Source organism: Thiomicrorhabdus aquaedulcis (assembly GCF_004001325.1).
GTDB classification, from domain to species: Bacteria; Pseudomonadota; Gammaproteobacteria; order Thiomicrospirales; family Thiomicrospiraceae; genus Thiomicrorhabdus; species Thiomicrorhabdus aquaedulcis.
This window is the reverse complement of sequence record NZ_AP018722.1, coordinates 1,545,447-1,562,515: the sequence shown is the minus strand read 5'-3', so window position 1 is coordinate 1,562,515 and position 17,069 is coordinate 1,545,447. Positions and strand designations below refer to the sequence as shown.

16 protein-coding genes and 1 other RNA gene are annotated in these 17,069 nt (G+C 42.0%); 12 read left to right on the top strand and 5 right to left on the bottom strand.

Features of this window, described 5'->3' with window-relative positions:
* Positions 1-36: 36 nt before the first annotated feature.
* From prmB to EP181_RS07140, 3 genes are all read left to right on the top strand, one after another.
* Positions 37-966 (top strand): 50S ribosomal protein L3 N(5)-glutamine methyltransferase, encoded by a 930-nt coding sequence (prmB, locus tag EP181_RS07150; RefSeq protein WP_127471035.1) that lies wholly within the window; start codon positions 37-39, stop codon positions 964-966.
* A 75-nt stretch (positions 967-1,041) separates the two neighbouring features.
* Positions 1,042-2,082: a carbonic anhydrase gene (locus EP181_RS07145; protein ID WP_127471034.1), complete on the top strand. Its 1,041-nt coding sequence runs from the start codon at positions 1,042-1,044 to the stop codon at positions 2,080-2,082.
* A gap of 200 nt (positions 2,083-2,282) precedes the next feature.
* Positions 2,283-2,558: a hypothetical protein gene (locus EP181_RS07140; protein WP_127471033.1), complete on the top strand. Its 276-nt coding sequence runs from the start codon at positions 2,283-2,285 to the stop codon at positions 2,556-2,558.
* A gap of 46 nt (positions 2,559-2,604) precedes the next feature.
* Here the strand turns inward: EP181_RS07140 and hrpB are convergent, their stop codons facing one another.
* On the bottom strand, positions 2,605-5,220 hold the full coding sequence (hrpB, locus tag EP181_RS07135) for an ATP-dependent helicase HrpB (RefSeq protein WP_232023372.1): 2,616 nt from the start codon (positions 5,218-5,220) through the stop codon (positions 2,605-2,607).
* Positions 5,221-5,436: 216 nt separating this feature from the next.
* Positions 5,437-6,786, bottom strand: coding sequence for a Wzz/FepE/Etk N-terminal domain-containing protein (locus tag EP181_RS07130; RefSeq protein WP_127471032.1), 1,350 nt, complete (start codon positions 6,784-6,786; stop codon positions 5,437-5,439).
* 349 nt (positions 6,787-7,135) lie between these two features.
* Between EP181_RS07130 and EP181_RS07125 the strand changes: the two genes are divergently transcribed.
* Complete coding sequence (locus tag EP181_RS07125; RefSeq protein WP_127471031.1) at positions 7,136-7,378, top strand: helix-turn-helix domain-containing protein; 243 nt, start codon at positions 7,136-7,138, stop codon at positions 7,376-7,378.
* 362 nt (positions 7,379-7,740) lie between these two features.
* Here EP181_RS07125 and fur read toward each other — a convergent pair whose 3' ends face one another.
* Positions 7,741-8,154: a ferric iron uptake transcriptional regulator gene (fur, locus tag EP181_RS07120; RefSeq protein WP_127471030.1), complete on the bottom strand. Its 414-nt coding sequence runs from the start codon at positions 8,152-8,154 to the stop codon at positions 7,741-7,743.
* A gap of 228 nt (positions 8,155-8,382) precedes the next feature.
* On the opposite strand from fur, the gene EP181_RS07115 reads away from it, so the two are divergent.
* Complete coding sequence (locus tag EP181_RS07115) at positions 8,383-8,718, top strand: outer membrane protein assembly factor BamE (RefSeq protein WP_232023370.1); 336 nt, start codon at positions 8,383-8,385, stop codon at positions 8,716-8,718.
* 205 nt (positions 8,719-8,923) lie between these two features.
* Here the strand turns inward: EP181_RS07115 and EP181_RS07110 are convergent, their stop codons facing one another.
* Together EP181_RS07110 and EP181_RS07105 are read right to left on the bottom strand one after the other, a co-directional pair.
* On the bottom strand, positions 8,924-9,223 hold the full coding sequence (locus EP181_RS07110; protein ID WP_127471028.1) for an RnfH family protein: 300 nt from the start codon (positions 9,221-9,223) through the stop codon (positions 8,924-8,926).
* 19 nt (positions 9,224-9,242) lie between these two features.
* Complete coding sequence (locus EP181_RS07105) at positions 9,243-9,671, bottom strand: type II toxin-antitoxin system RatA family toxin (protein WP_127471027.1); 429 nt, start codon at positions 9,669-9,671, stop codon at positions 9,243-9,245.
* A gap of 318 nt (positions 9,672-9,989) precedes the next feature.
* Here EP181_RS07105 and smpB point away from each other — a divergent pair, with 318 nt between their 5' ends.
* The 7 genes from smpB to EP181_RS07070 all read left to right on the top strand — a co-directional run bounded on the left by smpB (position 9,990) and on the right by EP181_RS07070 (position 17,066).
* Positions 9,990-10,472, top strand: coding sequence for an SsrA-binding protein SmpB (gene smpB, locus EP181_RS07100; RefSeq protein ID WP_127471026.1), 483 nt, complete (start codon positions 9,990-9,992; stop codon positions 10,470-10,472).
* Positions 10,473-10,596: 124 nt separating this feature from the next.
* Positions 10,597-10,950, top strand: a transfer-messenger RNA (tmRNA) gene (ssrA, locus tag EP181_RS07095).
* 227 nt (positions 10,951-11,177) lie between these two features.
* Positions 11,178-12,509, top strand: a complete 1,332-nt coding sequence (locus EP181_RS07090; RefSeq protein ID WP_127471025.1) for an NAD(P)/FAD-dependent oxidoreductase — start codon at positions 11,178-11,180, stop codon at positions 12,507-12,509.
* Between the two features lie 38 nt (positions 12,510-12,547).
* Positions 12,548-12,907, top strand: coding sequence for a DUF1801 domain-containing protein (locus tag EP181_RS07085; RefSeq protein WP_197723360.1), 360 nt, complete (start codon positions 12,548-12,550; stop codon positions 12,905-12,907).
* A gap of 227 nt (positions 12,908-13,134) precedes the next feature.
* The gene (locus tag EP181_RS07080) at positions 13,135-13,620 is read left to right on the top strand and encodes an Lcl domain-containing protein (RefSeq protein ID WP_127471023.1); all 486 of its coding nucleotides are present in this window, start codon (positions 13,135-13,137) and stop codon (positions 13,618-13,620) included.
* 253 nt (positions 13,621-13,873) lie between these two features.
* Positions 13,874-14,857, top strand: a complete 984-nt coding sequence (locus EP181_RS07075; RefSeq protein WP_197723359.1) for a substrate-binding domain-containing protein — start codon at positions 13,874-13,876, stop codon at positions 14,855-14,857.
* Positions 14,858-14,909: 52 nt separating this feature from the next.
* Positions 14,910-17,066: a bifunctional diguanylate cyclase/phosphodiesterase gene (locus EP181_RS07070; RefSeq protein WP_172959714.1), complete on the top strand. Its 2,157-nt coding sequence runs from the start codon at positions 14,910-14,912 to the stop codon at positions 17,064-17,066.
* Positions 17,067-17,069 lie beyond the last annotated feature (3 nt).

Here is a 17,069-nt window from a genome sequence, read left to right as displayed (position 1 = left end):
TTATTTGCCGCCGCCGACTCATTGTAAGGAGCACACATGACGAACATTAATTATCAATACGAGGGTCTAGAAACCGTGGCCGATTTTGTACGCTGGGGTGGCACATTATTTTCAACCGCCCAGTTGTTCTTTGGACATGGTACGGATAATGCCTTTGATGAGTCAAAAGTGCTGGTGTTTTTTGCCTTAAAATTACCGGTTAAAGTGCCGGCTAAATATTGGCAAGCACGCTTAACCCAACCCGAAAAGCAAGCGGTTACCGACTTGTTTAAACGTCGCATTGAAAACCGCAAACCCGCCGCCTATTTAACGGGCGAGGCATGGTTTGCAGGCGTACGGTTTTTGGTGAATGAATCCACTTTAGTGCCGCGCTCACCCATTGCCGAATTAATTGCTCAGCGTTATGAGCCATGGGTAAATCCTGATGAAGTTACTGATATGCTGGACTTATGCACCGGCAGTGGTTGCATTGGCATTGCCTCGTTAGACGCGTTTCCAAATGCCGAAATTGATTTAGTGGATATTTCAGCGGATGCGCTGGCAGTGGCACAGCAAAATATTGATTTGTATGAGTTAAACGATTTTGTCTACGCCATTGAATCGGATCTATTTAGTGCGTTAGACGGTAAACAGTACGATTTAATTGTGTCTAATCCGCCCTATGTCGACGCCATTGAAATGGACGCATTGCCTGCAGAGTTTTTGCAAGAGCCGCGTTTGGGCTTAGAAGCAGGCGAAGACGGACTGGATTTGGTGCGTAAAATTTTAGCCCAAGCCGCTGCGCATTTAAAAGAAGACGGCGTATTGATTGTTGAGGTGGGTGTGTCGCAATATTATTTAGAAGAAGCGTATCCCGAACTGCCGTTTTATTGGTTTGAGTTCGACCACGGCGGTGAGGGTGTGTTTGCCATTCAAAAATCGGAATTGGCGGTGTTTCAAGATTTGTTAGACGCACGCGCTGGGTAAAAAGTTTGGGTATGTTTGCAAGTTGGCTTAGATTTAGCTTAGGTTTGATTCAGGGTTTAGAGTTAAGGAACACACATGAAAGTTAAATTTTTAATGTCGTTGGCGTTGGTTTTTTTTAGCGTTAACCAGGCCTGGTCAGAAGAAAAACCGTCTAATAACACCAATAACGTCACTAATGCCAATAACGCTAAACCAGCCGTCGTGGCCGACGAACCTTTAATTGACCTAGGTGCAGAGCTTGAAAAACAGTTGCCCCCGGTTGAGCCGGCCGCCAAGCCCGAAGTTGTAAAAACCGACGATAAAAAATCCAATCAGGAAAACGCCAATACAGCGGCTAAACCGCCGGCAAGCCCAGAACAAAAAGCGGTTGCCAAACCTGTTGCAAAACCTGCATTGCCTTGGGGTTACAGCGGCAAAGCAGGTCCTGCGTATTGGGGTGGATTGTCCAGTAAATTTAGCGTGTGTAAAACGGGCAAAAATCAGTCCCCCATTGATATTAGAGAGTCTTTGGCGCAGGGTACCGTGGGTATGAACGGGGTTCAATTTGCTTATCGTGATGTGTCGGTGCAATTGGGATGGGTCGACCAAAGTGTGCAAATAAAGTATCCAATGGGTCATTTTATTTTAAGTGAAGGCCGTCGTTATGCCCTAAGCCACGTTGGTTTTCACACCCCAAGCGAGCACACCTTAGAAGGCTTTAGCTATCCTATGGAGATGCAAATTGTTCATAAAGACGGAGATGGACAGGCGCTAATTTTAAGTGTGCTGTTTCAGGAAGGCGCTGAAAATGAATGGTTAAGTGCGGTATTGGCTAATGTGCCTAAAAAAGGCACAAAAATGAAATCATTAGGTGACATTAACTTGAATCCGGGGTATTTTTTACCGGCAGATATGCAGTTTTATCAGTACAGTGGGTCGTTGACTACCCCGCCTTGCACAGAAGGCGTAAGATGGCAGGTTTTTAAACAGCCCGTTGAGGCTTCGACGCAACAAATACAAGCATTGCGGGCGTTAATGGGCAATAATGCGCGGCCTGTGCAAGCCAGGTATGCACGTAGCTTGCTAAAGTCTTGGGCAAGCGGCACGCAAGAGCTGCAACCGTACGAGTTTTATTAATTTGTTTGTGAGACCTTTGCACGAGTGTAATTCCTGCAAAAAATGAACAGAACTTACCAAATTGAGGTGAAAATAGTGTGAATGGCTGGCTATTCATCATTTTTAACAAGAAGTTAGGCAGGTTTTAACCATTTTTGGCGGTATCTCTACGCATGCCAGGGTCTCTTAATGTAGATAGTAGAAGATAAAGGTTAGTTTTTATGTTATTTCCAACACGCGTTATTTTACCCTCTGATCATGTTTTAATTGCTTTAGGGCATCACGGGCATCCCACGTTTAAAGCCATTGCCACTGACGAGCGGTATTTAAATGCGTTAGGCAGTCAGATGATGCATTGTAAAAAGTCACAATTTAAGACCTATAAGGTTATTTCATCGCACGATGTATTTAGCTTTACCAGTTCGGATTGTGCGTTTGAAGAAGCGCTTGATCGAATTGTGCGCGATTTATTAGATGGCAAAATAACCACAATGTAAGCGGTCTTACTGTGTTTAACCAGGCCTGGTCAATTGTGGTTTTTGATTAAGGTGAGTCTTTTTTAAAGGCTCTTTGCAGAGATTTTCCGGCCTTTTCTTCTAAAGGTTTTTCGGGCCAACGGTGCTTGGGGTATTGCCCTCGCATCTCTTTGGCCACTTCATGGTATGAATCAAGCCAAAACCGACCTAAATCGGCGGTAATTTGAATGGGTCTTTGCGCCGGCGACAGCAATTCAAAGGTAATGGCCACCTTGCCATTGGCTAAGGTGGGCGTGGTGACTTGCCCAAATAACTCTTGCAGCGGCATGCGCACCCGTGGGGTTTGCCCCGCAGCGTAGTGAATGCGCGCGCGTTTTTGCGATGGGGCGACAAAATGGGTGGGGGCGTTTCGTTCTAGGGTTTGCAGTTGCGCGTAACTTAGGCGGGCTTTGAGCAAACTCAGTAGATCAAGCTGTTTAAGCTGTGCCCACGCGGTTATGTGGCTTAAATAGGGCGCGCACCAGTCGTCAAACTCGGCCAGTAATTGTTCTGGTAAAAAACAGTCAAACTCGGGTTGGTGTTCGCCCAACCAACGCACTCGGTTAAGCCAGTCTTGTGCCTGATGCCACGGCAAATCGCTTAAGTTGCGTGCGGTGAGAGTGCTTATTAAGCAACGTAAAAACTCCACGGCGGGCAGGTTTTTAATGGGTTGACTCTTTAAAACCAGTGCACCCAATCGCACAGTTTGTGTGCCTTCAATCCGCTGTTTGTCGGGATTAAACTTAACGGCAGAATGCGTACTTAATTGCTCAGAAAACAGTGCCGTAATCTCTTCCAAACGAATGGCGGCAGCCATAAACAGTTTGCCTTCGGTTCGTTGACCGTCTAAGTGCGCAGCCACTAACCAGGCCTGGGTGTTAAGCGCATCATAGGCCGGTAAAAACGCACCTTTGCCATTGCTTAGTTGATAGCGCCCGTCGCCATCAAGTGTCTGCGTACGGCGTTTGGCAATGCGATCAGGATAGGCCAAAGCTAACAGCTGACCTATGGACAATGTGGCTAAGGTGGATAGCGCGAGATCTTTAACCACCAGGCCTGGTGAGTTATGTGAGTTATTGTTATGCGTTAATTTGCTTAAGCGTTGTTGCCATTTTAAGCTGTTGGTGTTGGCTTCATTGACCACGGCGGCCATTAATGGAATGCGCTTTAAGGCATTGCTGGGTGCCGCTCGATAGGCTTGTAAGGCCTGCAAACGAACCTCGATGTCGATGCTTTGTTGATTGTTTTTAAACAGGTCACCGGCGCTTAAAATGGCCGCCAAATCGCACGCAACTTCTAATGTTGCTGAGCCAAACTGACTGGCCGCCAAACACATTTTGGCCAAGCGTGCCGACATTCCCAGGGTGATGGCAAGCTCGCCTAGCAAAGTGGGTGTGGCTTTGGCGGTTAAAAACCCCAGTTGCATGAGCAGGTCTTTGGCCACTTGATAATGCACGGGCGGCGGGGCGGTAAGCCAGCGCAAGGCGTCGGGTGTACTGACACCCCATATGGCCAGCTCAAGGGCTAAATCGGTTAGGTCTGAACTTAAGATGGCTTGGTTTTCAAACGCCGGACGTGCTAAATGGTCGCTTTCACTCCACAGTCGGTAAGCGTGTCCCGGTGTGGTGCGCCCAGCACGCCCAGCACGTTGAATGGCGCTGGCTTGTGCAATGGGTTGGGTTATCATCCGCGTCATGCCACTGCTTACGTCGTACACATTGGCTCGCGCCAAGCCGCTGTCAATCACGCAGGTAATGCCGTCAATGGTTAAACTGGTTTGAGCAATGTTGGTGGCAAAAATGACTTTACGACGCCCTTTGGCATCGGGTTGCAACGCCTGGCTTTGCGCGCTGGGTGATAACCCGCCGTGCAACGCGATGAGCCCCACATTTTGCGGGTTAATGACGGCGTGAGCGGCTTGCATGGCGTTAAAAATCTCTTTTTTACCCGGCAAAAACACTAAAAAATTACCCGTATGGTTTTGTAACGCTAAGGTTAGGGTCTGGTTAAGGTGTTGATAAAAAGAGTGATAATTAGGGTAGTTGCTGGGTGCAACAGGCATTTTAACGTGGGTAATGGTGACCGGAAAACAGCGCCCTGGGCATTTTATAATGGGCGCATTGTGTAAAAATACGCTTAACTCTTGGCTTTCTAACGTAGCCGACATCACTAAAATTTTTAAATCGTCGCGCAAGCCACTTTGTGCGTCCAAGCACATCGCCAACGCCAAGTCCGCGTCCAGCGAGCGTTCGTGAAATTCATCAAATAAAATTAAGGCGGTATCGGCCAGCGACGGGTCTTGTTGCAAACGCCTAATTAACAGTCCTTCGGTCATGATTTCTAACCGAGTGTTGGCTGACGTTTTTCGGTCGTTACGCACTTGATAGCCCACGGTTTGCCCAACCGCTTCGCCCAACTGTTTGGCCAAATACTCGGCCAACGCACGCACCGCCAAACGACGCGGCTCTAATAAAATAATCTTTTTGTCTTTAAAGTCGGACGCCCGCAAAAAAGCCAAAGGCACTTGCGTAGACTTTCCCGCACCCGGCTCGGCCTGTAAAATGCCACACGCGTTGCACGCCATGGTGTGCAAAATATCGGGTAAGTAGGGGGTAATGGGCAGGGAATGCATATTGATGGGCATGGTAGTGAGCCTAGAAGAATCAAAATAAAGTGTTTAACCAGGCCTGGTCAAACACTTTACGGAGTGTTTTTAAGATTTAGGCGCAGTGAAAAATTAAGGCGATTATAGGTCTTTGTAGTGCAGATGGCGTTTTAATTTAAGCCGAAATGTTAGATGTGTTTAACGCCTTATAAAAAGGCGTTAAATTTAGTTTTCTGGCTGTAAAGGTGCTCTGGTTTAAAGAGTCGGCTGTTTTTGTATGTTATTTTCAGCGCGGCGTTTTAATATGGCACCGCGAATTAGGGCGGTCAATAATCCTAACATTCCACCCAAAATAAAAGCCACTGCAACAATGAGTGATTTTTTGGGCTTAATGGGCTCTTCCGGCAAATACGCCGGCTTTACTAAGCGATAAGCTGTAAATTCAGCTAGTGTTACTTGTTTAAATATCTGATCCAATCTATCGAGTTTGGTTTTTAAATTACGCAAACTATCCGAAAAAGGAAAGTTGTCTTTACGCGCTTTAAGATTTTCAATGGTTACATTGAGTTTTAGGGCTTCTTTTTTCTTGAGAAGTTCAGCCAACTCGTCAATAAAAGCATCTTCGTTTAGACGATTTTCTAATGACTTAATTTCTAACGCCAGTATTTTTGTACCAAGCCAATAACGTGAGGGGTCTTTGTTTGAAAAGTCAACTTTAGTGATTGAAGAGGCTTGGCGATTGTAATCTTGTGGGTTGACAGGAACTTCAATTTTAAGGGTTTTAGCAATGTCAAAGTCTATTTTCAAACGTTCAATTCGATACTGGCGCTCTTGCTTAGATTTGTCTCTTAATAAGTCAATTTGTTGATTTATCGACGCTAACGAAAGATTGTCTTGGTCTTGAAGTCGGCTGATTTCGGCAATAATTTCTCTATTAACACGCTCATTTTCTAAGTTAAGTTGAAGTTGTGTAGTATTAATTCTTTCTTGAACAGCCGTGAGTAAATTTTGCTTAATACTCGCCTGTGTAAGATTGGCGGTCGTTTGTAACAGTGTGTTGATTACATCAAGCGTAATTTGAGGGTCGTGAGCCTCAAATTTAAGACTTGTTTCAAGTGTTTTGAATACCAGTTTTTCTTTGGATTCTGTTGGTAATGATACGTTTAAGCTCTCGCTGAGAACTTCAAATCTTTTAGTATCGGACAACTCCTTTTGCTGAAAGTAATCTTTAACGGCGGGATTCTGTAAAACACTTAACAAGCTTTCAGTCTGATTAAGTTGTTCAAGGTAGTTTTCATAAACCGTTGAAATTTGGGGTTGTTCAATATCAAAGTCTTTTAGCGAGGCAAGTGAAATCGCTTCAATTTGAGATGGGCTTGGCGGCATGATAACAGCATTTGTTTCATACGTTTTTGGCAGGCTTATCGCATAGAGTGCGGCTCCAAGACTTACCAATACAGTAATGCCAGCAATAAGTATTTTTTGATTCCAAATAGTTTGCCACAGTTCAAACAGATCAATTTCATCTTCTTTTGTATCTAAATGAAAATTGTTAATGGGGTTTGGTTGCGAGGTGTAGTTTGTGTTTGTTGTTTGATGGGTCATAGTTTTTTCTTTAATGTGTATAAGCTAAGAGTAGTTAAAAGCATTAAATGCAGTCCAATACTCACGGTTGGGTAAAGAAAACACCTGCTAGTAAAATCAGCTGAAAAATGCTGAGGATTAAAAATACCTTAATTTTTTTAATTATTAATATGCTGGGATAAAACACAGTAATGAAGAATCCAACCAGTAATACGTTTATTGAATAGAGTGTTAATTTTTCGTTTAAATTTAGCGGCATATTTATTGTCTGTACCTTTATTGGGTACAGGATTTTATAAGTACTTTACGTAAATAGCAATAATTAGTTCCTGATTTGGGTACAAGGCATTTGTTCCCATAATGGCAACTCATGAAATCTATATACACACCCGAATCGCAGTGTTTATCCAAGTGGCTTCGCCAGCAGCGCGAAGCTAAGGGCTTAACTATGCGACAAGCGGCGGAGTTGATTGATAAGCCGCATTCGTTTATTGGAAAAATTGAGGTTGGACAAAGAAGGTTGGATGTGGTCGAGTTTATATGGTACTGCCAAAAATTAGGCTTTGATCCTATTTCGGGTATTACATATATTGCCACGTTGAAGAGGTTTTGAGATTTTTGAGTTTTAAAGAATTATAAAACAAACTTTATCGATTTTTGATGACGGTGATACTGGATGATTATGAGTAAAAAAGATTAATTAGGATAAGTAACCTAATTGATTGCATCAAATCCCCGGAATGCCAATCGGCCCAGGTAAATCGGGAATGATTGAACAGGCGGTTAGGTTTGCGAGTAATAGGGCATTTAATATTAGCTTTGCAGTGAGTGCAATTGGTTTTTTCATGCTTTCTCTTTACTTTGTTTATTTTAACCAGGCCTGGTTAGTGGCAAACGTTTTTAAATTATGATAAAAATAAAAAAACAGCCAAATGGGCTGCTTTTTTATGGGGTGTAATGTGCTGAATTTTAAGGTTAATCTGGTTGTTTTACCAGCGCCCCGTAAATCACCAAGCTGTGCCAAGATAGGTCGTAACCGTTTTCTTTGGCGATAACTTTAATGCGCTCTTCAATCACGGGATCAACAAATTCTTTGACCTTGCCGGTCTTTAGACACACTAAATGATCGTGATTGTCGCCAGTGTCGAGTTCAAAAATAGAGATGTTATTTTCAAAGTTTAAGCGGCGAACAATGCCCGCTTGCTCAAATTGAGTTAATACGCGATATACGGTTGCCAAACCCACGTCTTCTTGTTGTTCTAACAGCAGTTTATAGACGTCTTCGGCAGTAAGATGATGGTCTTCGCCGGCTGTTTCAAGAATCTCTAAAATTTTTAGTCGTGGCAAGGTGACTTTTAAACCGACCTTTTTTAGCTCCGCTCCGCTCATTTAAACCTCGTATTTCTAACTTTTTGTATTAATTAACGTTAAGCAACGTTGTTGTCGTTAAATATAAATTAGCGTGTATAATAACTCAATTTATTGGCAACTTAAATTTAAATGACTATGAATAATCCTCAGTTTACCCGCTTAAAGTCTCTTTTAAACTATACCGTTATGGGTGAATTTTTAAAGCCGTTTTTTCGCCGATTAATTCCACTTTTTATGGTGTTGGGCGTGGCTACTTTACCTGGGTGCTCTTATTTAGAGCCCTATAAACCTACGCTTACGCAAGGCAATGTGATGAAGCCCGAAGCGGTTCAGTATTTGCAGGCGGGCTTAACGAAGCAGCAGGTGCGTGAATTATTAGGGCCACCGTTAGGTAAAAATCCATTTCAGCCTAATCACTGGGAATACGCTTTTTACAGTACGAATGAACGTTTACATCAAGACTCGGCCAAGCACATCGTGCTAAAGTTTGATCAAGATCAAATGCTTAAAGACTGGCAGGTGAGTGATTCTAAAGTTGAACTTAATAAAGACGACAGTTGGTTAGGGCTTGGATGGTTTTAAAGGTGTTGTAAGAGGATTGCTTTAAACACTATTTTAATACTAAGCTGAAAAAAAGCCGCTCAATTATCTAAATTGAGCGGCTTTTTGTTTTTAGGATGCTTGTTATTTTAAATCGTGGGTTAACCTCAAAAGTGTCATTTATACGCAAGAAGGCGATATATTAGATTTCTTAATTATCCTTTAGAGCAGGCAGATACCTTAAGTTTTAGGCTTTTCGATCTTGTTTACGTTCTTCTTCAACCTGTTGGCGGCGGCGGTCGCGCGGATCAATTTTTAGTGGTCGATAGACTTCTATGCGATCGCCGGCTTGCAATACTGTGTCAGAGGGGGTTGGGCGGCCAAATATGCCAACGTGCTCTGTGTTTAGGTTTGGAAAGCGCGTTAGTAGAGTAGATTGAGATAACGCCTGGCCGACGGTACGGCCTTGCTCGACCGTTTGGGTGTACAAAAACTGCTCCTCCATAGAAGGTGCGTAGGCTATTTCAATTTGAATGGTGTTGGACATGTTGCTTGACCTTGCAGGGTTAACCGTAAACGTGTTTGGCGCGTTCGCAAAATGAGTCGACCATGGTACTGGCGATGTGTTCAAAAATGGGGCCAAGAGCCAGGCCTAATAAACTGTTTACTTCAAATTCGACTTCAAAAAAAATTTTGCACGCGTCTACATCCAGTGCTTTAAACGTCCATTCACCGGTTAAAGCTTTAAAAGGCCCTTGTTCTAGTTGCATGCCAATGCGCTCTGGAGGGACCAAGTGATTACGAGTGCGAAACGTTTGCTTAATGCCGGCTTTAGCGATGGTCACTTCAGCAATCATTTCTAGACCGTTTTGGGATACCACGCGCGCACCCCCACACCAGGGTAAAAAAGCGGGGTAGGCGTTAACGTCATTAACCAAATTATAAATTTGAGTTGCCGAATAGGGCAAAAGAGCAGAGCGTGTAATTTTTTTCATAGTAGATATTTAACCCAGTCTAAAACTCTTGTTAACCAGCATGTCAGTCGGATAATAGGCCGATTAAGCAACGCATTATAACAAAGCCAGCGCCAAGCGTTCTTAAAACCGCGCACGCTTATTAAGTCGATTTGGTTGAGCCTTGCTTGAATTAAAGTTTTTAGCCCTTACTTAATATTTAAATAAGAAAATGTTGTTCAAGTCGACTGTTATAATAATCAGCTATTGTATATTTATTGTATATTTATTGTATTTTAGGCCTTTTCATCGCGCTGAGTGTTGTGTAAACGCCCACTTTTTAACCTACGGCAATAATCTATGGCACAAAAACCCAAAAAAAAAGACCACTCCAATACCATTGCACAAAACAAAAAAGCACGGCATGACTACTTTATTGAACAAGTGCATGAAGCTGGCTTGGCGCTAGAAGGCTGGGAAATTAAAAGTATTCGTGATGGTAAAGTGAATATAAAAGAGAGCTATATTTTACTTAAAAATCACGAAGCCTTTTTGTTTGGCGCGCAAATTCAACCTTTAATTACCGCCTCAAGCCACACGGTTCACGATCCGTTGCGCTTGCGTAAATTGTTATTGCATCGCCGTGAAATTGATCGACTTATTGGTCAGGTTGAAAAAGACGGTTATACCTTAGTGCCCTTAGACATGCATTGGGGCAAAAGTGGCAAGGTTAAAATAGACATCGGTTTGGCAAAGGGTAAAAAACTCTACGATAAACGCGCCACAGAAAAAGACCGCGAATGGAATCGCGATAAACAAAGAATAATGAAACTCACCCGTTAAAAATCGTTATACTATTCAACTTATTATTTTTAATGTTTTGGCCTTGAAAATAGTATTTAAAACCTTATAAACAGGTTTGAACACAAAGTCTTATTGTTACATGCTTAAAATGTTCTTCTATTATGGGGGTGTTTTGGTTTCGACAGGGAGACGGAAGTTTAAGATGCATGCCGTGCACGAACTACGCACGTAAATCTCAGTTCAAATGTTATAGTTGCAAACGACGATAACTACGCTCTAGCGGCTTAATCCCGCTGGTGCAGACTAGACCCGTTGTTCGTAGCCCCTAGTCTGTATCGACTTATACGGAATCGTACTCATTATGTGTTTGGATAATGTTTACTAAACTTTACAAGCTCGCTTGGTGTGATCCCTGATGGCCGGGCAACATTCAAGTTAAATTAGTAGACCAAATAAGCATGTAGATTTTTAAATGGAAGCTTTCTGGACGGCGGTTCGACTCCGCCCATCTCCACCAAATTGACGTATTAACCCGCTTTTTATAACTGAAAAGCGGGTTTTTTTTTGCCTGATATGTCAGCTCAACTTTTTTAAACATCCAAATTTTTACCTTTATTTTTTCGTTGCTGTAATCTAACTAAGGCGCTTTAATTAGTATCCCCGCGAAGTTATTACGTTAGTAGTTTTAATGTGACTACAATAATTAATCACCTTTATAAATTTGATTGTATAGAGAACGCATAGATGAAAAAGATTGTTATCGTAGGTGGTGGTGCAGGCGGATTGCAGTTGGCAACGCGTTTAGGTAAAAGACTTGGCAAAAAGAACCTAGCTGAAATCACATTGATTGATCAAAATCGAGTGCATCTATGGAAACCTCTGTTACATGAAGTGGTAGCAGGTTCGCTTGACACTGGTGCGGAAGCACTTAGCTACCGAGCGCACTCTTCCGAAAACGGTTATTACTATCGTATGGGTTCGATGATTGGCCTTGATAAACAAAATAAAAACCTTACCCTTGCGCCATTGTTTGACCATCACAATAAACAGGTATTAGCGCAAAGAACGGTCGAATATGACTATTTGGTCATCGCGGTGGGTGCACGCTCTAACGATTTTGGTTTGGCCGGTGTGCGCGAACATTGCACTACGCTCGATTCCGCCAACGAAGCAGAGGACTTTCACCTTACGTTTCTAAATCAATTTCTTAAATATTCCGAAGAGTCCAACGAAGAAATCGAGCACGGCGAATATAACGTTCCACCGCAATTACCACCGGTACATATTGCGATTGTTGGTGCGGGCGCAACTGGCGTTGAACTGGCGGCAGAACTTTACAACGCAGTGGATCGCTTAGAGCAATTTGGTGTTAAACAAATTCATCACACAAGCCTTCAAGTCACATTGATTGAAGCATTTGAGCGTATTTTGCCTGCTCTACCCATAGCCCTGGCTAGCAAAGCACAAAAAGCCTTAGAGCAACAGGGCGTGCGCATTCTGACCCAAACGATGGTAAAGGACATTCAATCACAAAAACTGATTACCGCCGATGGCGAAATCAAAGCGGATCTTATTGTCTGGGCGGCAGGTGTTAAAGCGCCTCAATTTTTATCCCAACTTGGTCTACCCACCAATCGCATCCACCAGCTGGAAATTGACTCTTGTTTAAACGTAAAAGGCGAAGACGCCATTTTTGCGATTGGCGACTGTGCATGCTTGCTTAATGGCGACGATAAAACTGCGCGCCCAATACCGCCCACTGCGCAGGCAGCGAGTCAAATGGCTGCCTTATGCACTTATAATCTGCAAGCCAAACTTAATGGACAACCGCTTAAACCTTTTGCATACAATGATCACGGCACATTAATTTCCCTCAGCCGCTTCCAAACTCTTGGCAACCTATTGGATGAGTTGTTTAAAAAACATTGGATGGTCGAAGGAAAATTCGCGCAATGGGCTTATGCCAGCCTCTACCGCCAACACCAAATGACCTTACACGGCGGCTGGAAACTTTTTTGGATACTGCTTGGCAGCTTTATAGAAAAACGCGTCAAACCGAAATTAAAACTCTATTAAAATCCCACGATTAAAGCATTTAATTTAGTAGGATAACCGTGAAAACCACCTTTGTTACTGATTTGCTGCAAAACTGGCAAACCACTAAACCCAATTTATACTCAATTGCGGATAGGTTATATCAGTGTATAAAACAGCAAGCGCCAGAACTCATTGAAAAGGTCAAATACGGTGGAATCTTGTTCTACCGAACCGAAGCCGAATCGTCAGTAATATGTGGCGTGTTTGTGTATCAACAGCATGTTTCATTAGAATTTAGTCAAGGCGCCCAGTTTGAAGATGTGTATCAACAACTTGAAGGTTCAGGCAGATTTCGTCGCCACCTCAAGTTCAGAAATCGCAATGAACTCGATACAAAAAACCTTAATTACTATCTCGCATTAGCGATTCATAGCTAAAGAAGTCGGCTCAAAATATAACCGGCGCTGCAAATTAAAATCATTACAGTTAAATTAAGATGACTTGAGTTTGTCTAATTCGGTAATGGCATCGTGCTCATGAATAAAATCATCCGCAAGAGCGCATGTTTGAGTTGAGTAGGGTAGGAGTATATAAAACTAGAAACGTCAGATGTTTTGATTAATCTAATTGTAATTTAAGAGATATTAAAACAGGAGTGTTATCAATGCTTAAAAGGTTATCTAGTTTTTCAGGCGGTCTAGGGTTGTTGTTGGTGGGATTGATACCTGAAGCATCGGCGTCTTTGACCTTGACGGCGCAAAATTTAGTGTATGACACACAACAAAATTTAATTTGGCAAGCGTGTCCGCAGGGGCAAACACTTAATAACATGCGTTGCGAGGGCACACCAAGTCTTCTGTCGTGGCATCAAGCCATGCAGCCGGTCAATATGGCTTCTCACAGCGCTTCATGGCATTTGCCAACTCAAGTTGAGCTTATAAATTATTTAAAACAATGGCATCAGCAGCAACAAAACGGTCCGCTTTTTGCCAACACAATCTTGTCAAAAAATTATCCTGGATTTTATTGGACAAGCACACTCGGCAACGGTTACCAAACAGGGGCGTGGGGCGTTTATGCCAACACCCAATCGGCACGTTTTTATTTTCGTAAAACCACTGGCTGGGTGTTGCTTGTAAAGCAAGTTTAGCGAGAGTAACACCAATACAACGCCTCTTTGCTACTGTTCTTACACCGTGCATCAATCTTAATTTTGCGTATTTTTAAGAGGGTAATCCAAATGAAGGTGTCACGTTTCAAATTGAACACGGTTTTTAGCGCCTGTTGAAAACTAAGTTGCACAAAAGTTACTTGAAATCGAGATTTTTAAAAACTTACTATTTTTAGTATTTAACATTATCATAGTACTTTTGGTAGAGCTTTAACTTTGATAAGTGATTAAAATGAAAAAAAATTATGCTCTCATGTTTGCCTCAACCTTTATATTCAGCTTTATTTTTGCCGCTTCAGCCACTTTCGCAAATGATGTAGACGAAACGCCTAAGAAGTTAGCTTACATTGCCTCAGATTTAAATATCCCTTTTTGGGCGATTATGAGTAAAGGTATTGGCAATAAAGCCGAGTCACTTGGCTTTGAAATAGAGCACTATTCAGCCAATAACAGCCCCAAAGTAGAATTACAAAACCTTATTGATGCAATTGAGCAAAAAGTCGATGGCATTATTCTGTCGCCAATCAGCTCTTCAACCAGTGTGACGTTGCTTAAACTTGCAAAAAAAGCCGATATTCCAGTAGTGATTGCAGGCATCGGAACCGACGGTGGAGATTATGTTTCGTATGTTTCGTCTGACAACGCTACGGGGGCTTATAAGCTAGGTCAGATTCTTGGGCAAAAAATGCAAGAAAAAGGTTGGCAACAAGGCCGAGTTGGAATCATTGCTATTCCTCAAAAAAGAGAAAATGGTAAAGTTCGAACCCAAGGCTTTATAAAGGCATTAGGAGAATATGGCATTCATAAAGCCGATTTAAGGCAGCAAGTGTCGTTTTCTTATGCAGAAACTTATGAGTTTTCTAAACAGTTAATTGAACAACACTCCGATTTAAGAGCCATCTGGCTGCAAGGTTCAGACCGTTATCAAGCGGCATTAGATGCCATTAAAGATACCCATAAAATAGGTGAGATTTTTTTAATTTGTTTTGATGCCGAGCCGAGTTTTTTAGAGCTTATTCCGCAAAAGGTATTAGTTGGTTCAGCCATGCAACAGCCTTTTTTAATGGGTGAGCAGGCCGTAAAAGATCTTGAGGATTATTTTCAAGGCAGGCCTGTTAATAAAGAGACGCAGTTGCCTATATTGGCTATTTCAGAAAACAATATCGAGCAAAACCTACTCATCATTAATCGCAATGTTTTGGGACTTGTTGACTAGGATGGCGCACTAAATTATGAGATTGCTTAGTTTATCGTTTTACAAAATACTGATGATTATTGTCGTCAGTTCGGTCATTGTCGTTATGGGCATTAAATCCTATTTGTCTTATAAAGAGACCAAGGCGATGATTTTAAGTGACCTTAAAACGGAATCTGCCATTTCACTGTCGGCACTGCAAAATAATTTAGCGCACTTTATGGAGTCGTATGCGGTTAATGAGTATGAAAAATTAATTACCAATGAAATGGAAAAAAAGAATTTTATCGGTATTTTAGTTGAAGATTTTAATATGGGCAGCTTACTTAACCAGCCCGCCTATAAAACTGGCAGTATCAAGAATGCAGAATGGCACGTCACGAGCCTAGAAAAAGAGCCTTCACTAACAGAGCATATATTTGCAACCTGCTTTTATAAAGACCAAGCTGAAATTTACTCTCAAAAGGGGGTTAAACTCGGTTTAGTTTCGATTTGCAGTACCGATAAGTTTGTTACAGAAGAGCTTGAAGGTTTAGTTGTAGAAAGTGCCTGGGAGGCTATTTTAGTCTCTCTTCTTATGATTACTTTACTTCTTTATAGCATTCGATTTTTCTTGCTCAACCCTATTTTTAATATTGTGACCAATATTCAGAATACCTCCAAAGACGGCCTGCCGATTAATAAAATGCTAGCAAAAGGGGCGATTGAGGTCATATCGCTTTCAAAAGGTATCAATAAAATGATTGATACCATCAAAAAATCAAGAAAAGAGCTAAAAGAAGAAAAAGAACGTTTTGAGTTGGCCATTGAGGGGAGTCAGGACGGTTTGTGGGATTGGCATGTGCCATCGGGCAAGGTATATCACTCTAAACGTTTTGAAACCATGCTGGAATATAGCGGCCATGAGTTGTCGGATACGATTGAGGCTTGGACGTCATTATTACATCCCGATGATGTAAAGACCGCAATGAAAAATGTTAATGACTATTTTGACTCTAAAGGTAGCTCTGTTTATCACAGCAATTTTAGAATGAAAACCAAAAACGGCGGATGGCGTTGGATATCGGGTCGAGGTAAAGCAGTTTTTGATGATGCTGGCCATCCGATTCGATTTGTTGGCTTTAATACCGATATCACAAATCAAGTAGAGCACCAAAAACAGTTAGACCATACCGCAAAACATGATGTGCTTACAGGGTTGCCAAACCGATTTTTATTTAATGAAATGATAGAAAAGTCAATGGCTTATGCTTTTCGTAATCAAAAGTTATTGGCGGTTCTTTTTATTGATTTAGATGGTTTTAAAGAAGTTAATGATCTTTATGGTCACGATATGGGTGACTGCCTACTAAAAGAGGTCGCTAAAATAATCCATAAAACGATTCGTATAGAAGATATTGCGGCTCGCTTAGGCGGAGATGAGTTTGTTCTTGCGCTCACAGACCTAGATACCAAAGAGCATGTAAACGTCATACTTAATCGATTACTCACAGGTTTAGCTCGTGAAGTAATTTGTTATGACAACAATAAAACGGGTCTTATGGTTTCGGCAAGTATAGGCGTTAGTTTTTATCCACAAGCCTTTGATATTGGCTCACAGGCTCTGCTACGACAGGCTGACCAGGCCATGTATAAAGCCAAATCAGCAGGCAAAAACCGCTATCATATTTATAATATTGCAGAAGATAATGCATTAAAGATTCATTTAGAACAAATAGGCCATTTAAAAAAGGCGTTAGCTTCAAATGAGTTTGTGCTCCACTATCAACCCAAAGTTAATTTACGTACAAGCCAGGTGGTTGGGGTTGAAGCCTTAATAAGGTGGCAACATCCTACGGATGGTTTGGTCTATCCTGATAGCTTTTTACCCTCAATGAATCAAGAAACTCAACTCATGTTAGGTTTAAGCCATTGGGTTGTAGAGCAAGCGGTTGCCCAATTGTCAAAGTGGATAGACGATGACATTAATTTAGTCATGAGCATTAATATTAGTTCCCATGACTTAAATGACAGAAGTTTTGAAAAGTTTTTAAATAGGGTAATCTCTCGTTATCCCAATGTAAAGCCAAGTCATATTGAACTCGAAGTTTTAGAAAGTACCGCTTTAGAAGACTCTTCTCAGGCACGTGAACTTATATTGGCCACGCAATCTTCTGGTATGAAAGTGGCTTTAGACTATACAGCGTCAATTACTTTGTCCGGTCTAGCGTCAATTATCTTGGCCGGTTGATAC

What these genes read in the sequence shown, in the direction of transcription:
- prmB (WP_127471035.1), top strand. Translation starts at nt 37, where the DNA reads ATGACGAACATTAATTATCAATACGAGGGTCTAGAAACCGTGGCCGAT.
- EP181_RS07145 (WP_127471034.1), top strand. Translation starts at nt 1,042, where the DNA reads ATGAAAGTTAAATTTTTAATGTCGTTGGCGTTGGTTTTTTTTAGCGTT.
- EP181_RS07140 (WP_127471033.1), top strand. Translation starts at nt 2,283, where the DNA reads ATGTTATTTCCAACACGCGTTATTTTACCCTCTGATCATGTTTTAATT.
- hrpB (WP_232023372.1), bottom strand. Translation starts at nt 5,220, where the DNA reads ATGCCCATCAATATGCATTCCCTGCCCATTACCCCCTACTTACCCGAT.
- EP181_RS07130 (WP_127471032.1), bottom strand. Translation starts at nt 6,786, where the DNA reads ATGACCCATCAAACAACAAACACAAACTACACCTCGCAACCAAACCCC.
- EP181_RS07125 (WP_127471031.1), top strand. Translation starts at nt 7,136, where the DNA reads ATGAAATCTATATACACACCCGAATCGCAGTGTTTATCCAAGTGGCTT.
- fur (WP_127471030.1), bottom strand. Translation starts at nt 8,154, where the DNA reads ATGAGCGGAGCGGAGCTAAAAAAGGTCGGTTTAAAAGTCACCTTGCCA.
- EP181_RS07110 (WP_127471028.1), bottom strand. Translation starts at nt 9,223, where the DNA reads ATGTCCAACACCATTCAAATTGAAATAGCCTACGCACCTTCTATGGAG.
- EP181_RS07105 (WP_127471027.1), bottom strand. Translation starts at nt 9,671, where the DNA reads ATGAAAAAAATTACACGCTCTGCTCTTTTGCCCTATTCGGCAACTCAA.
- smpB (WP_127471026.1), top strand. Translation starts at nt 9,990, where the DNA reads ATGGCACAAAAACCCAAAAAAAAAGACCACTCCAATACCATTGCACAA.
- EP181_RS07090 (WP_127471025.1), top strand. Translation starts at nt 11,178, where the DNA reads ATGAAAAAGATTGTTATCGTAGGTGGTGGTGCAGGCGGATTGCAGTTG.
- EP181_RS07080 (WP_127471023.1), top strand. Translation starts at nt 13,135, where the DNA reads ATGCTTAAAAGGTTATCTAGTTTTTCAGGCGGTCTAGGGTTGTTGTTG.
- EP181_RS07075 (WP_197723359.1), top strand. Translation starts at nt 13,874, where the DNA reads ATGAAAAAAAATTATGCTCTCATGTTTGCCTCAACCTTTATATTCAGC.
- EP181_RS07070 (WP_172959714.1), top strand. Translation starts at nt 14,910, where the DNA reads ATGATTATTGTCGTCAGTTCGGTCATTGTCGTTATGGGCATTAAATCC.